The sequence below is a fragment of the Ohtaekwangia sp. genome (assembly GCF_036568665.1).
In the GTDB taxonomy this organism is placed as follows: domain Bacteria; phylum Bacteroidota; class Bacteroidia; order Cytophagales; family Cyclobacteriaceae; genus Ohtaekwangia.
The window spans coordinates 46,876-62,731 of sequence record NZ_DATCSD010000168.1 but is presented as its reverse complement, the minus strand read 5'-3'; the positions used below and the strand labels follow the sequence as shown (position 1 = coordinate 62,731).

9 protein-coding genes are annotated in these 15,856 nt (G+C 42.8%); 1 reads left to right on the top strand and 8 read right to left on the bottom strand.

The features are described 5' to 3' along the window. Window positions 1-1,394: aldehyde dehydrogenase family protein (locus VIN08_RS09890; RefSeq protein WP_331963905.1), on the bottom strand; the 1,394-nt coding region annotated here is incomplete at its 3' end. 137 nt (window positions 1,395-1,531) lie between these two features. Here VIN08_RS09890 and VIN08_RS09885 point away from each other — a divergent pair. Beyond that, a complete protein-coding gene (locus VIN08_RS09885; RefSeq protein ID WP_331963902.1) occupies window positions 1,532-2,368 on the top strand; it encodes a hypothetical protein in 837 nt (278 codons plus the stop codon). 13 nt (window positions 2,369-2,381) lie between these two features. Here the strand turns inward: VIN08_RS09885 and VIN08_RS09880 are convergent, their stop codons facing one another. From VIN08_RS09880 to VIN08_RS09850, 7 genes are all read right to left on the bottom strand, one after another. Then, window positions 2,382-3,086, bottom strand: coding sequence for an OmpA family protein (locus VIN08_RS09880; RefSeq protein WP_331963899.1), 705 nt, complete (start codon window positions 3,084-3,086; stop codon window positions 2,382-2,384). A gap of 13 nt (window positions 3,087-3,099) precedes the next feature. Beyond that, entirely contained in the window at window positions 3,100-5,133 is a 2,034-nt protein-coding gene (locus tag VIN08_RS09875) for an OmpA family protein (protein ID WP_331963896.1), read from the bottom strand. 127 nt (window positions 5,134-5,260) lie between these two features. Then, window positions 5,261-7,558, bottom strand: a complete 2,298-nt coding sequence (locus tag VIN08_RS09870; RefSeq protein ID WP_331963893.1) for a patatin-like phospholipase family protein — start codon at window positions 7,556-7,558, stop codon at window positions 5,261-5,263. 81 nt (window positions 7,559-7,639) lie between these two features. After that, on the bottom strand, window positions 7,640-8,920 hold the full coding sequence (locus tag VIN08_RS09865) for a peptidoglycan DD-metalloendopeptidase family protein (protein WP_331963890.1): 1,281 nt from the start codon (window positions 8,918-8,920) through the stop codon (window positions 7,640-7,642). A 288-nt stretch (window positions 8,921-9,208) separates the two neighbouring features. Then, window positions 9,209-11,149, bottom strand: a complete 1,941-nt coding sequence (locus VIN08_RS09860) for a S9 family peptidase (protein ID WP_331963887.1) — start codon at window positions 11,147-11,149, stop codon at window positions 9,209-9,211. A gap of 82 nt (window positions 11,150-11,231) precedes the next feature. Further along, window positions 11,232-13,457: a M1 family metallopeptidase gene (locus VIN08_RS09855; protein ID WP_331963884.1), complete on the bottom strand. Its 2,226-nt coding sequence runs from the start codon at window positions 13,455-13,457 to the stop codon at window positions 11,232-11,234. Window positions 13,458-13,549: 92 nt separating this feature from the next. Further along, window positions 13,550-15,790 carry a M1 family metallopeptidase gene (locus VIN08_RS09850; protein WP_331963881.1) on the bottom strand — a complete coding sequence of 747 codons (2,241 nt, stop codon included), beginning with the start codon at window positions 15,788-15,790 and terminating at the stop codon, window positions 13,550-13,552. Window positions 15,791-15,856: the final 66 nt, after the last annotated feature.

The following is a 15,856-nucleotide window of genomic DNA, read 5'->3' as shown; positions in this document are numbered from 1 at the left end:
AAAGTGGTATAAGGCGGATAAAAAGGCTGGATACTGGTGAAACCACTTTTCTGTTTCATCACTGGTTTCTCGTGCGAGAAGGCCAGAAAACCAAAGTATCCATGAGAGCTGCCTATACCACTGTTGTTAACACCGCCGAAGGGAAGATTATGGTGAAGAAAATGGATAGCGCAGTCGTTGATGCACACTGCTCCCGCAGAAGTTTCTCGAATAATTTTTCTTTGTTCGTGTTTATTCTTTGTAAAAATATAGAGCGCCAGTGCTTTGGGTTTACCATTGATTATGGATACGACTTCATCGATGCTTGTATAAGGTACAAGTGGAAGTATAGGACCAAAAATTTCTTCCTCCATTATCCGGCAATGCCCTGGTAGATGTGTTAAAACAATGGGGTGTATATATCGCGTACTCTCATCAACTTTGCCTCCCATCTCAATTCTTGCACCGTGATAGAGAGCGTCCTGCAATAATTCATTGAGCCGATGGAAATGTCTGTGATTAACAATGCGGCAATAGCTTGGTGATGTTTCAAAAGATTTAGTGCTGTCGGCAAAAAGTTTCTCTACTTGTATCTTTAACTCTTCCAGAAATTTCGTCTCGATGCTTTTATCGATCAATATATAATCTGGTGCAACGCAAGTTTGTCCGTTGTTTACAAACTTGGCTACGGCTATACGTTGTGCTGCTTCGCGGATGTTTGCCGAGGCTGTAATAATTGTAGGCGACTTTCCTCCCAGCTCCAGGGTAACAGAAGTGAGATGCTGTGCAGCAGCTTTCATTACCTGTTTGCCAATGGCTGGACTTCCCGTAAAGAATATATGATCAAATGGAAGTTGTAAAAGTTGCTGAGATACTTCTGCGTCACCTTCAAATACAGCAACAATACTCTTATCAAATACTTCACTTGCCAGGCGCTTTATCAATGCAGACATGTTGGGTGTTAACTCTGATGGTTTGAGTATAACACTGTTGCCTGCAGCTAATGCAGATACCAATGGGCCTATAGCGAGACTAAAAGGATAATTCCAGGGAGCGATGATGAGGCATACGCCTTTTGCTTCGGGCTGTATATAGGAGCGTGTGCCCAGCATCGTAATAGGTGCATCTACCTTACGCGGTGCCGCCCATGTTTCCAAAGAGGAAACAGCGAGCTTGATTTCACTCAGCACATGAAATATTTCTGTGCCATCAACTTCTACTGCAGGCTTCTTAAAGTCATCGAATGCAGCCTGATGAATGGCTGCACGATTGGTATGAATCCATTCACGCAATTTTTTCAACCGCGCTTCACGGTTGCGCAGAGGCTCTTTTCGAAGCGAAAGAATGCCCTCCCGATGCTTTTTGAATATTTCGAGAAGTACATCAGTAGAGATCGATTCAGCGATTGTCTGCATAAACTAAAGTTAAATCAAAAATCGCTGGAGCCCAAATACCGTAATCATAGCCATAACATTACGTCTATGTTAACGTATACTTGCCTAACGTTACATTTATGTTAAATTTGTTAACGATAAATTAACATTGGCGTAACATGAAGAGTCTGGTGTTGATATTCTTTCTGCCAATACTTGCTTTAGCCCAAGACGATCAATTTACGCCCGCTTCAACCAACTCCCTTGATCACTATGTTGCTTTATATAGCGCTACTGATCTAAAAGTAAATGCTACTTCATCTGAAGAACTGTATTCTTTTGTAGAGAAACTCAATAGCAAAAGGGAAGGGTTTAAACACGACAAAGCTTTTCTGGAATATATCTTCACAAAAACACATCAGCGCTTTCTTAAAAATTACACTGAGTATTCTTCTTTCAATGATCTGTTGAATAAAGGAGCCTATAATTGTTTAACCGGCACTGCACTATATGCGTTGTTGTTAGAACACTTTTCCATCCCCTATAAAATCATCGAAACGAATTACCATATATTTCTGATGGCAACCACATCGGATGGTGAAGTGCTTTTAGAAACAACGGACCCTGCGCATGGCTTTACAGACAATGAAGCAGAGATCGAAAAAAGAATCAGTGGTTATAAGCAAAATACAATTCAGCAAAGCACGCGGAAGAAACAATACTATCATTTCAGTTTTGATCTTTACAACACGGTAAACCTTGATGAGATGCTGGGCTTATTATACTACAACCATGCTATCAAGGCATATAACAATCACCAATGGGTAAATGCAGTGGCTTACCTGGAGAAAGCATCTTTACTATATCAATCTCCTCGCCTGGAAGAGTTCTCCAGAATTATACTTCTCTCGGTAGTAGAAAGCAAGCTCGATACTTCTTTGAAAGAAACCTATATCAAAAAGATCCAGTACGTTCGCAAACGTAAAATGGAAGTTGTGGCTGATGCCAGCTATTAATATAATCTGATCTTTAGTTCTGAAGTATACGGAGTTCAACTCTGCGGTTTAAGCGGTGAGCTTCTGGTGTATCATCGCGTGAGAGAGGTTGTGTACCACCAAAGGCTTTTGTTTTGATGCGACCCTTGTTTACATTCTTCGAAACGATATAACTCTTTACGGCATCTACACGTGCCTGCGAGAGCTTCAGGTTTTCTTTCGCATCACCCAGATAATCAGTATGTCCTTCAAGCTGTATAACCATCGTAGGGTTCTCCTTCATCATATTTACCACAACGTCTAGCTCCGAATAAGAATCTTCATTCAGCTTTGATTTACCCACCTGGAAGATTACGTTATCGAGACGCATAACATTACCTACGGTGTGCTTATTGCTGCCATTGGCATTGGTAGACAGTTCTATATCTTTTAGCACTTTGTTACCATTTGCTTCTGATGGATCGATCAGAAACTTGGCTGTAGTAAATCCGGGCGCCTCTACAATCAGTGAATACTTTTCATTATCGAAAAGGGGAAATGAATAGGCGTTTGCATTCAGTGTACCTACACGATTGCCATAAGGCAAGCTTTGATATGTTACACGAGCTGTTACGGGTTCTTTGGTAGCTGCATTTAGAATTCTGCCCTCGGCATAAATCAACGAATCTGCTGATTGCCCAAGAACCTGAAGAGCACCGCTAAGAACGACAACAAAAAGTATAAGACACTTGTGAACCATAGTGGTTTATGAATTACAATTTCAAAATTTTGAATTCCACCCTGCGATTCTTCTTCCTTCCTTCTTTTGTGGTATTGGTATCTGTCGGTTTGGTTTCGCCAAAGAACTCGGCTGCCATACGATCTTTCGCTATACCTTTCTCTACAAAGTAATTGGCAACAGCCTTGGCTCTTCGCTCAGACAATCCCATGTTATACTGTTCAGGTCCTGTAGCATCCGTGTGACCCGATATCAGAATTTGCATAGTGCCTTTCTCTTTCATCAAATCAGCAATACGATTCAGCTCAGGGAAAGACTCCGGCTTCAACGTTGCCTTATCGAAATCAAAGAACACATTGTTTAGCACAATCGTAATATTCTCCTGTACAGGTGCTACTTCTATAGGCGACAGATCAAAGTCTTTATGCTCGATAACCTGGTCAGACTTGATGTTTCGCAGATCGAGGTTCTGACTCTCCGATATTTTACCATCCGCCTCTGCATGTACGCCATATAGCTGACCTGCCGGTAAACGAATTTCGTATTCACCAGTTTCAGGATTCGTCTGTGCTATACCTACATCTTTACCATCGGGTAAACGCTCGTAAATAACTTTTGCGTTGAGTGGTTTACCGGTAGTTTTATCAATGATCTTTCCACGCACAGTAACCCATGGTTCAGGATTCTTCACGATCGGAAGTTTTACACGAAAAATATCAGTATTCGTTTCAGTAACACCGCGCGAATAGTAGGCATAGTCGCTGTTAGCCGGAATGTTAAAGAACAGATCTTCCAATGGAGAGTTGATCTCCGGGCCGAGGTTCTCTGGTTCAGACCAACTTGTCCAGGTGTCGTCAAGTCTTCTTGTTACATATATATCTGTGCTGCCATAACCGCTAAAGCCATTAGAAGAGAAGTATAAAGTTTTATCATCTGAAGCCAGGAATGGTGCAGACTCTTCTCCTGCTGTATTCACTACATCACCAAGGTTGAGCGGTTGTGTCCACGAGCTGTCATTGTTCATAAAGCTCACATATAGATCGCGATCACCTTGCGAGTCTTCGCGCTCTACCGACATCAATAATGTTTTACGATTATTAGTAAGGAAATAATTAGCCTTGTCGTTGAAGTTATAGTCGTTAGCAATATTCAAAGCTACGGGCTTGCTCCATGAGCCAGCTACATTCGAACTGATAGAAACACCGGCACGCATCTTTCCATTGTCGAGATATTTATTTCCCAACACCATGATAGCGGATTTACCATCGGGTGTAACAGACTGAATGGTGTTTACAAAATTAGGACCTTCGGTGTTGAAAGGTGCTCCCATATTCTTCGCGAGCTGCCAACGACCGGCTGAATCAAGTTCAGAATACCAGATGTCTTCTTTGTCATTCACACCACCAATGTTCTCGGGGTGATTTCTTCTGCTGAAGTAAAGCGTTTTTCCATCAGGCGATAGCAATGGGTTGAGCTCGCTATATTCACTGTTCACATTTTTATCCAGCGCCTCAATCAATATACCAGACGCGAGCAATTGCATTTTCGGAATATCAGCAATGATCGGGTAATTTGAATCAGATATAGCTACGGCATCTATACCGAAGTATCCGGGAACAGCGGCACCATCAAATTCAATTTTAACAGCTGCTACTTTATAAGGCGTTGCTTCTGTAAATACGTTTAGCATACGTCCCTTCAGCGGAACCGCCATCGGGTTCAAGGTATTGATCACATATTCTTTACCGGCTTCATCGTAAGCCAGCACACGAAATATAGCGCTCGGGTTATGCGACTCTGCAATAGCGATCTGACGGATGCTGATAGGATTGGCAAAGCCAAGTTTTAAAAACTCTTTTCGATTAGGCTTATCAGGAGCCCATGCATTCGGGCTTTGGCCGCCCGCAGGTAAAACATTAGGTTTACCCAGCGCCTGCTGGGCGGAGTATTGTACAGGAGTGAGTTCAGTAGAAAACTCAATAACCTTCGAAGCCCACTGCACAATTTGTGCTTTTGAGCTTAGTATACATACAACCGATAAAAAGAGGGTTAGTAAAACTCGCTTCATGCCAGAGCGCCTGTTTAAGATTTTGGAGGTTAAACATAGCTAAAAAATTTAAAATGAAGTTGAATCGACACATCAAAAAGACGAATGCCTCATAAATACAGGTAAATGGAGCGGTGTGTGTTTCTACTTATTCCAGTGAATGACGGTTGTATAGCAGGAATCCAACGTGTAAAAGTATCCCCAACTTATTCTCTTTATCATCATAATAGTTCACGCTCAAACTCACAGGACCTATAGGAGCGTGATATACGAGATTACCGGAAGCAGCAAAAAATATAGATTGTAGATTTGTGCTGGTATAGGCCTCTTGGTTGCTGCCTTTTTTAATGTAATCAAAAGGTTTAAACAAGTACCCCTCTAAACGAAGGTCAAGCCGGTTGCGCAGCGTAAAAATATTTCGGATACCTCCTGCTGCATAGTTAAACGATCTGAAGTTCTCCAGTATAAGCGTGCGACTATCCTGCAGCGGAAGGAACGCTGGCGTGTTGATGATGGTGCCAAAATAATTCTGGAAGAATGGTTGATTGGAAAGTACTGCTTCTGCTATATATCCGATGTGAAACCAGCCGGCATTAAAATATTGCTCAGCACTCGCGCGCAATCTAAACCAGTTGTGATGTCTTCGCTGAGGCTCTGATAACACCGATGTATTTCCGGGAGTGTAGCTTTCTGTTACCTGAAAATAATTACCGCTAATGGTATAAGCCTCACCACGTGAAGCATATTGTTTCCGATTTAATGTGTTGGCAGAAAATGCAAAGCCTGCTTTATATCCTTTAATGCGAAGTTCATCCAGTGTATCGGTGCTTACAAATACATCGCTGTTTACATAGCGATCAAGATTGTTGAACGACTCAATGCCGATAGTGCACTTGAAGTATTCACGAATAGGGACTCCCAATGTAAAGCCAAACTTTCGATTCAGGCGTCTCAATACAGTGGGAGTATAGGAAGAAACGTTTTTTAATAGATCGCCATTCTCAAAGTAGTCCCAGTTGTTATACTCAACGAATGGCTCAAAGTTCAGCTGGTTCGGATAATCAATCCGTACTTTGATCACTCCTGATTTATAGAAGCTTCCTGTTTGAAACGCAGTGTAGTAATGCTTCAGTGTTCGCCCGAAGTGATAGTAATTTAGCCCCAGGAAAATATTACTGATATCGCGCGAAGCGATAACACCACCAAAGTCCACCTGAAAATTCTGCTGCGGCCTGCGTGCCATTTGAAAAGCAAAAGACTTCCGGCTACTGTCGTATAGTATGCTGGGGTATACATTGGAAAAATAGTCTTCCGCCACAAGCTTGAAGTAACCCTTTTTGATATCGCGATAACGAAGCGGTTTATTTTCGTCTGTATGGATTTTAAATAACTTGGTTATATAGCCTCGCTGTCGAGAGTTGAAGCCTTTAAAAGAAAGATCGTAAAAAGTGAGCGGTACATTTCTGTTATTAAAAGCATTTCGTCTTGCTGCTACTTCTTCGCAGGTATTTCTGGTTGCTATCTTCTTTTTGATCTCATCAATCTGTCGTATAGTTTGTATATACCCGCTGTCAATCAGAGCTTTTGCTTTTCCGAAATCAAAAGAAGTAAAGCCTTTGAGGTTGGGTTGAATGAACACGCCCGACTCTTTGATCATGGATGGATCGGATTTATCCATTAACATAAAAAGCAATGACCGGGAGATAAGCTTATCATCATTATCGTAAGGATATTCATCAAAGATTTTGGTCGATACATTTACACCAATAACCACATCGGGTTTAAAATTCTTCTCCGATACATCTACCGGGAAGTTATTATATACTCCACCATCAAACAGATATTTACCATCAATGCGAATAGGTGTATAAAAGAAAGGTACCGTTTGTGTTGCCCGCAAAGCATCGCTCAGAGAACCTTTGGAAAGCACTACTTCATTCTGTGTGAAAATATCGGAAGCCACTACGCGTAAGGGCACGAACAAGCTATCGAAATTACTATGCGATATAGCCGAAGCTTGTGCCATCTTATCGGCAAGAGCAAAGTTTAACGATACATCTTTAGCCAGACTTGTGTTGAACTGGAAGTTCAGTGTAGAGTCAAGGTCGAGTGTAAGCTTGAGAAATGTGGGCGTGATATCATTTTTATAGTAGAAGTAGTTGAAACCAACTTCTGACGAGCCGTTCACCCAGCCGAGAAATTCATTCGACAACACCATGTTTTCAATTTGCTCAGGACTCATGCCGGCTGCATAGCAGCCACCAATGATACCTCCCATGGAAGTGCCTACTATATTATCAATCGGAATCTCATTTTCTTCAAGTGCTTTTAATACGCCAACGTGCGCAATGCCTTTGGCACCACCACCGCTTAGTACGATGCCAACCTTCTGGGCTTGAAGAAGGCAGGGTAGGAAAAGAAAAAGTAAAAAGAAACAACGCTTCATAGAAGATGAGCTCCACTCTCTAACAAAAAAAGTCAGAGAAAATTACATCTTCAACAAAGCGTTGAATAAAAGAAAATTAAATTATAGTGCTGCGATCGGTTCCTGACGTTGCTCCGGGAAAGGAATACCATCAAGTTTTTTGGTCAGGTCTGCCTTTACTTTGTCAAAAGCATCTCTGAATTGTTTCTGAACAGGTTCAGAAGGAGGCAGATCAATCTTGAGCGCATCTACCTGTACACCATTCTTCCAGAAGCGATAGCAAAGGTGTGGCCCGGTAGCAAGACCGGTGCTGCCCACATAACCAATGGTTTGACCCTGACGAACACGCGTGCCTGCACGAACGCCATCGGCAATGCGCGACATGTGGAGGTATTGTGTAGTGTAGGTACCGTTGTGACGGATCTTTACATAATTACCATTGTTGGATTTATACTGTGCTTCTTCCACGGTACCATCGCCTACAGAGCGTATAGGGGTACCGGTAGGAGCAGCAAAGTCAGTACCGAGGTGAGCCTTCCATCTTTTTTGAACCGGATGGAAACGGTTCATGGTATAGCGTGAGCTTATGCGGGTAAATTCTATAGGATACTTCAGGAGTGCCTTGCGCAAACTTTTTCCTTCCTGGTCGTAGTAGTTAGCACCTTCTCCCTGATCAAATGGAAATGCATAGTATGGACTTCCGAAATGTTCAAAGTATATAGCCTTGATCTCGTTGATGCTTACAGTAACACCTTCTACCTGGCTTTCTTCATAGATCAGCTTGAACTTGTCGCCCTTTTGAAGGCGCTGGAAATCTACCTGCCATCCGAAGATATCAACAAACTTGTTGGTGAGTTCGTGTGAGATGCCAAGCTCTTCGATTGTTTCAGAAAGATTAGAGCGGATCTCTCCGGCTATGCTTTTTTCTATCGTGATCACATCGCGCTTGCATACATCTACTGAAAGAGAATCGTCAAAGCGAAATACGATATAGTCAACCGGGTTGGGTTCGTATACTAAAGCCTTTGCTGTTTTAAGAGAATCCTGACCGCAGATCAGTGTATATTTTTTATTGGGAACGATCTTGCGAACATCGAAGATGTTGCGTGAAAGCTGAGATACCTGGTGAATGAGCTTAGCCGGTACGTTGTATTCTTCCAGTATATCACCGAGACGTTCGTTGCGTTTGATCTTGTCTTCGATTACCAGGAAGTCATCCACCACCATTCCGTAAAGAACACTGGGTTCTTTAATCTTGATGTTGAAATCGAGCGAGTCAACAGAAGCCTGTTGATCGAGTGTGGGTAGGTAATAGCGATTAATGAATACAACTGCCACAACCATGACAGCAATACCTAAAAAGCTCAGCCAGCGTTTTTGCATCTTTTATAAATCTTTTATGCCCGAGGGCCTGGGTTAAAAAATATGGCGGCAAAGATAATCAGTCAAAAAAATCTGGTTTAAAAAAACCATCAGAACCGCGCTAAGCTGTAAATATAAGACGTCAGATTTAAAAATAAAACCCATGAATCAAGGATAATCAGGGTTGAAATGCTGAGGCTATGTACTTTAAACGAGAAAAAACGAACTCTTCAGGGCACATTTGAAGAAGGAATGTCGATAAATAAAACAATTCTTACTTCGACATCCGTTCCGAAAACTAGATAGATTTTATAGGATTAGATGTTGCTGCAAGAATAGAACAACTGCCCACTGCATATAATCGATGTTGGTCTTCTTACGGAAACCATGGCCTTCATCTTTGCCGAGCATATACCAAACGTTGCGACCTTTACTGCGCATGCTTTGTTTCATTTGTTCTGATTCCGATGCCGGCACACGCGGATCATTCAACCCCTGGATGATGAACAGCGGCTTGGTAATCTTATCAGCATTGTTGGCAGGAGAAATCTTCAGCAGGTATTCTTTCATCTTCGGGTCACGCTCATCGCCATACTCGACTCTGCGAAGATCTTTGCGATAGTCTTCTGTGTTTTGCAGAAACGTAACAAAGTTGCTGATACCTACTATATCTATACCACACTTGATGCGATCGTTAAAGTTAGTCATGGAGGCAAGCACCATATACCCGCCATACGAACCTCCCCAGACGGCTACACGCGAAGCATCCAGTTCTGGTTGTTTAGCCACCCAGTCCAGCAAAGCTCCTATATCTTTTACTGACTCTTCACGCTTAAAGCCATTGTCGAGCTTCAGGTATGTTTTGCCATAGCCCGATGAGCCTCGAACATTGGGTGACAACACGGCTATACCCAGCTCGTTGGTGAGATACGATATAAATGGACTGAATGCAGGTAACGACTGGCCCTCAGGCCCACCGTGGATGTTGATGATAACGGGAAGTTTTCCCTGCGCACTTTTAGGTTTGTAGTAGAATGCCGGAATGGTGCGTGCGTTGTTGCCTACCTTATCGAACGTTTCGTATTCAATAAGCGATGGAACAGTAAATGTACTGTTATCCAATCCTCCCACTTCGCTAAATGTCCACTGGGTAAGTTTGTTGGTAGTAAGATCAATCGAGAACACATCACTTGGCGTTTGTGGGGTGTTAATCACAAGACCAATCTGATTTCCGTCCGGATGAAATTCTATACTGCTTACAATGCCCGTGGGTAATCCGGGCACTGGTATAAATTTCTGTGTTGCTGTATTCAGTTGATATAGTTTGGCCACGCCATTTTCGTTGGTATCAAACACCAGGGTGCTGCGATTTTTGTTAATCGTTATACCCGATACATCCCAGGGAATGGAAGATGTTATAGTGGTGAATTTTTTGGATGCAACATCGTAATACTTCAGCATGCTGAATTCACTGCCCTGGTCGTTGATGATATATATACCTTTACCATCGGCTGACCAGAGTGCACCACTATAGGAGATCTCTTCCGTTGAAGGATTGATCGGACTAAGTGCACCTGTCTCTATATCGAGAATATGCAGGTAGGACCGATTGGCAGATATATAGTTCTCAACAATCAGTTTACGATCGTCTGGCGACCAATCTATAGCAGACCACGAACCTCCCTTTTGCAGGATCAGTTTTGCTTCCTTCGGATTTTTCATGTCGCAGAGATATAGATCATAATCTTTACTATTTCTGCGCGTGCTTACCATAATAAAACGGTCGCCCTTGTTAGACCATGCACTCAGTGAATTTTGCGAACGACTTCCGTCTGATATCATTTCATATTTACCGGTAGCCGGTTCAAACCAGAAGAGCTGAGAAAATTCATTGCCACCTATATCTTTCGAGAACATAAATCCTTTATAAGAAGGGTCCGGACAGAAACTTACTCCGGCTACCGGTTCTTTGAAAAATGTAAGTTGCTTGCGATCGCCACCGGGATGATGTACACTATGTACTTGTGACGTTTCAGCAAAGCGTGTGCTGATCAATATACTCTTGCCATCCGGGTGCCAGCCGTTGAATCCGGCGGAACGTGTGTTTTGATATTGATTCATTCGCTCCATCACAGTGGCGGGAATTTCCGGTACACCTTCCAACAACAGGTTGCCGGTTTCTTTTTTCTCCACTTGTGCTTGCGCCTGCAGCGCTATAATCATAAACGGAAGTATATATTTCAACTTCATAGGGAATAGGTTCGATTTATACTGTTGGTAACTATATTAAAAACAATCGCGCCTTGAGGTTATCAAGGCGCGAGGTAATTTTTTAGTTGGTCTTTTTGAATTGATCGAATTTTGACTCTGCCGGTTTCTTGGGGAACACATTATTGCTAACATCTACATCCGCTAAGTCGGAGTTAGGATCGAGCGCAATATTTACAACCTCTTTTTCTTTGACAAAAACCTTGTTCACTTCATTTTCATTTGTGCGCCAGATCTCGGCTGGTATATTTTCGACTTCTTTCGAGCCATCTTTATAGGTCCACTCAATCAGAAGCGGCATAACCAGTCCACCGTTGTTCTTGAATTTCACCTGGTATATATTTTTGCCATCCAGTTTTTGGCGTACGGCGTTATCGTCAATGCGACTGCGAAATTCTCCGTAAGCTTTATCTTCTGTATTCAGCACAGTAAATGGCTGTGGTCCCTGACTAAAGTCAGAGTTGGGCTTATCTGTTGCTTTGGCGCTGAGGTCGCCAGCTTTTGCTGTTTTGTTTTTGTTCTCAACATTTGCCTGTGCTGTATTGAGTTTATACCACTTCACATCTTCCACCGATATATCCACGTTGTCGGTAGTAAAGAACCATCCTCGCCAGAACCAATCAAGGTCAACGGCTGTAGCTTCTTCCATCATCCGGAAGAAATCTGCCGGACGCGGATGCTTGTACATCCAACGGTTAGCATATTCCTTGAAAGCTTTATCAAACAAATCTTTCCCGATAATCGTCTCGCGAAGGATTGTCAATGCCACAGTAGGTTTTGCATAGTAGTTGGAGCCAAAAGCATTTAAGCGTTCATTATCCGATGTATTCATCACCGGGCGCATCACGCTCTTATCGCCTTTCATATAGGGCACTATATCTTTAGGTGTAGTATGATGAAATGCAGGGTAACGTTCCATCTCGGTGCGTGTTTGCAAGAATGTATTCAGTCCTTCATCCATCCACATCCACTGGCGCTCATCGGAGCTTACAATCATCGGGAAGTAATTATGCCCAACTTCATGCACAATTGTTCCGATCATGCCAGCCTTGGCATTATCGCTCATTTGTCCGTTACGCGGACGACCTCCGTTGAAACTGATCATCGGAAACTCCATACCTATATTGGATGTGTTCACAGATATAGCTACCGGGTACGGATAATCGAAAGTATATTTCGAGTATATCTCAACAGCGTTCTTTACAGCTTTGGTAGATTCTTCAGACCATACTGGTAACCCTTCTTTCGGATAGAATGACATGGCCAATACCGTGTTGGTAGGAAGTTTTACGGCCTGCACATCCCAAATGAATTTACGGGATGAAGCAAACGCTACATCGCGCACATTGTCGGCCTGAAATTTCCAGGTCTTCTTCGCGGTTGATTTTGTTTTCTCTTTAGCGCGCGCTTCTTCTTCTGTTACAATTATCGTTGGTTTATCGAACGATGATTTTGCTTTTTCAAAACGTTCCAGCTCTTTGGCAGAGAGAACATCTTTGGCATTGAGCAATGCACCGGTAGATGCAACAAGGTGATCGGCCGGCACGGTAATATTTACTTTATACGTTCCAAACTCCAATGCAAATTCTCCGAGACGTTGGAACTGTTTATTCTGCCATCCTTCATAATCATCGAACTGGCACATGCGTGGGAACCAGTGTGCAATCAGGTATACATTGTTGTTGTCTTCAGGGAAGTGTTCATAACCTTCGCGTGAGAGGAGGAATAAACTTCTATCAGTTATAGGATACGTCCATGCTACGTTAAATGTATAGCTCTCACCGGGCTTGACAGCTACCGGCAGGTCTATACGCATCATGGTGTTGTTGATAGTGATCGGAAGATTCTTGCTGGCTTTATCCGTTACCGACTGAATGCTGTAGCCACCTTCAAACTCAACAGCACGTGTGATGTACTGCATATATAGTGTTGGAAGAGAATCGCGAACAGGGCCGAAGTAATTGCCAAAATCTTCGTTGCCCTTTTTATTGATATTCTGATCCAGTTGAAGCCAGAGATATTTCAACGTCTCCGGTGAATTGTTATAGTAAGTGATGGTCTCTTTGCCTTTCAGTGTATTGGTAGGTTCATCGATCTCTGCATCGATTGTATAGTCGGCACGTTGCTGCCAGTATTTAGCGCCAGGTTCACCGGAACCAGTACGATACTGGTTGGGCGTTGGCAAAAGCTGATCGAGCTGTTCAAATTTACCTTGCCATTTTTTTTGGTCCTGTGCGCTGGCAAATATACTTAGCAGAAGAGCCGGGATAATGAGAATATAGAATTTCATGGGTTAATGAGTTTTCGGAATCATAAGGTTAAATAAATAAAAAAGCCATCCCTTTTAAAGGATGGCTCTATGTTTTTTAAAACAAAAATCAATTAGTTGTTCTTTTTAAACTGATCGAATTTGGAATCAACAGCTTTCTTCGGGAAAACGTTGTTTGCCATATCTATATCAGCCAGCTCAAAGTTAGGATCGAGGGCAATGTTTACCACTTCTTTATCCTTCACAAAAACTTTCACCACTTCGTTTTCATTAATGCGCCAGATCTCGGCCGGTATACGTTCAATTTCTTTTGAACCATCTTTATATGTCCACTCAATTACCAGCGGAGTTACCAGGCCACCAACGTTTTTGAATTTGACCTGGTATATATTTCTGCCTTCCAGTTTTTTACGCACATCGTTATCGTTAATGCGGCTTCTGAACTCGCCATACATCTGGTCAGGCGTATTAACAAGTGTAAATTGTTCAGGACCATTGCTGAAATCAGTAGCGTTACCGTTGGTTTTCTCGGCATTAAGGTCTCCCTTTTTAGTCTTTACGTTTTTCTTTTCAGGATCAACCTGTTCGTTCTTTAACTGGAACCACTTTACATCTTCAACAGAAACATCAACATTGTCTGTAGAATAGAACCAGCCTCTCCAGAACCAATCAAGGTCAACACCCGATGCGTCTTCCATCGTACGGAAGAAATCTGCAGGCTTCGGATGTTTGAAGGCCCAGCGCTCAGAGTATTCTTTGAATGCTTTATCAAACAACTCAGGACCCATCACCGTTTCGCGAAGCAGTGTAAGTGCTGCAGAAGGTTTGGTATAGCCGTTAGCACCAAACTCGTTATAGCGCATATCGTCACCGTTGCTCATGATCGGACGCATCTGGCTCTTGTCACCCTTCATAAAAGGAATGATACCTTTTGGTGTACCATGTGTGCCATATAGTTCAGGATAGCGGACGCGTACGGTTTCTTTTTCAAGGAAAGTGTTCAAGCCTTCGTCCATCCAGGTCCACTGACGCTCGTCTGAGTTAACGATCATCGGGAAGAAGTTGTGCCCCACTTCGTGTACAACTACCTGTACAAGACCGATCAACTTTTGCTGTGAATAGGTACCGTCTTTGTTGGGGCGTGAACCGTTGAAGCAAATCATCGGATATTCCATACCCTGATTCGCTGTGTGAATAGAGTATGCTACCGGGTAAGGATAATTGAACGTGCGCTGAGAGTATATTTCCAATGCATTTTTGATAGCCTTGGTTGATTCCTTTTCCCACAACGGATTTCCTTCTTTCGGATACAACGACATGGCTAGTGGTGTTTTGTCGCCAGCCTTTACCGATTGTGCATCCCAGATAAATTTACGTGAAGAAGCAAAAGCAAAATCGCGAACGTTCTCTGCATAAAACTCCCACGTTGCTTTCTTGGTGGCTTTTGTTTTTTCCTTCTGAACAGCTTCGTCCTGTGTAACGATAAACACCGGTTGGTCAAATGATTTCTTTGCTTTCTCCAGGCGTTCTTGCTGTTCTTTTGTTAACACCTCTTTCGGATTCTGAATAGTACCTGTTGCTCCTACGATGTGATCGGCAGGAACGGTAATACGCACGCGGTAATTTCCGAAGGTAAGTGCAAACTCACTTTGCCCGAGGAACTGTTTGTTCTGCCATCCTTCATAATCATCGAACACGCACATGCGTGGGAACCACTGCGCGAAAGTATATACATAGTTGCCATCATCCGGAAAAAACTCATAGCCACCCCGTTGATTAAATATCTGGCGATTGTATTCAGTATAGCTCCAGTCAATAGAGAAAGTATATTTCTCACCAGTTTTGAGTGGCGCAGGCAGATCAACACGCATCATCGTGTGGTTGATCGTATGAGGCAGTGCTTTGCCAGCAGCATCTTTTACCGATTTGATAGTATATCCGCCTTTATAGTCAGATGTCTTTACGCCCGTCATCATGTTAAAGAAACCTGCAGGTACAGAGTCGCGCACAGCACCAGTCTTGGTTTGTGAGGTCATGTTATCATCTGCTAGTATATTTTGATCGAGCTGAAGCCAGAGGAATGTTAAAGGCTCAGGAGAATTGTTGTGATAAGTTATAGTCTCTGATCCGGTGAGCAATTGTGTATTGTCGTCTACCTCAACATTTATAACATAGTCAGCACGTTGTTGCCAGTAATTTTGGCCCGGAGCACCAGAGCCTGTGCGATAAGCATTGGGCGTTGGCAGTATCTGATCGAGTTGTTCAAATTTACCTTTCCACTGTTGCTGTGGTTGTGTCTGTGCTGATACACGGATCAGCACACACGTGAATATAATTGCTAATAGTACTCTCATGATGTTGTTGAATTCATGTTCCGTTATCAGTTGATTGTTACACGTTAATACCCGCGAGTGCTATTA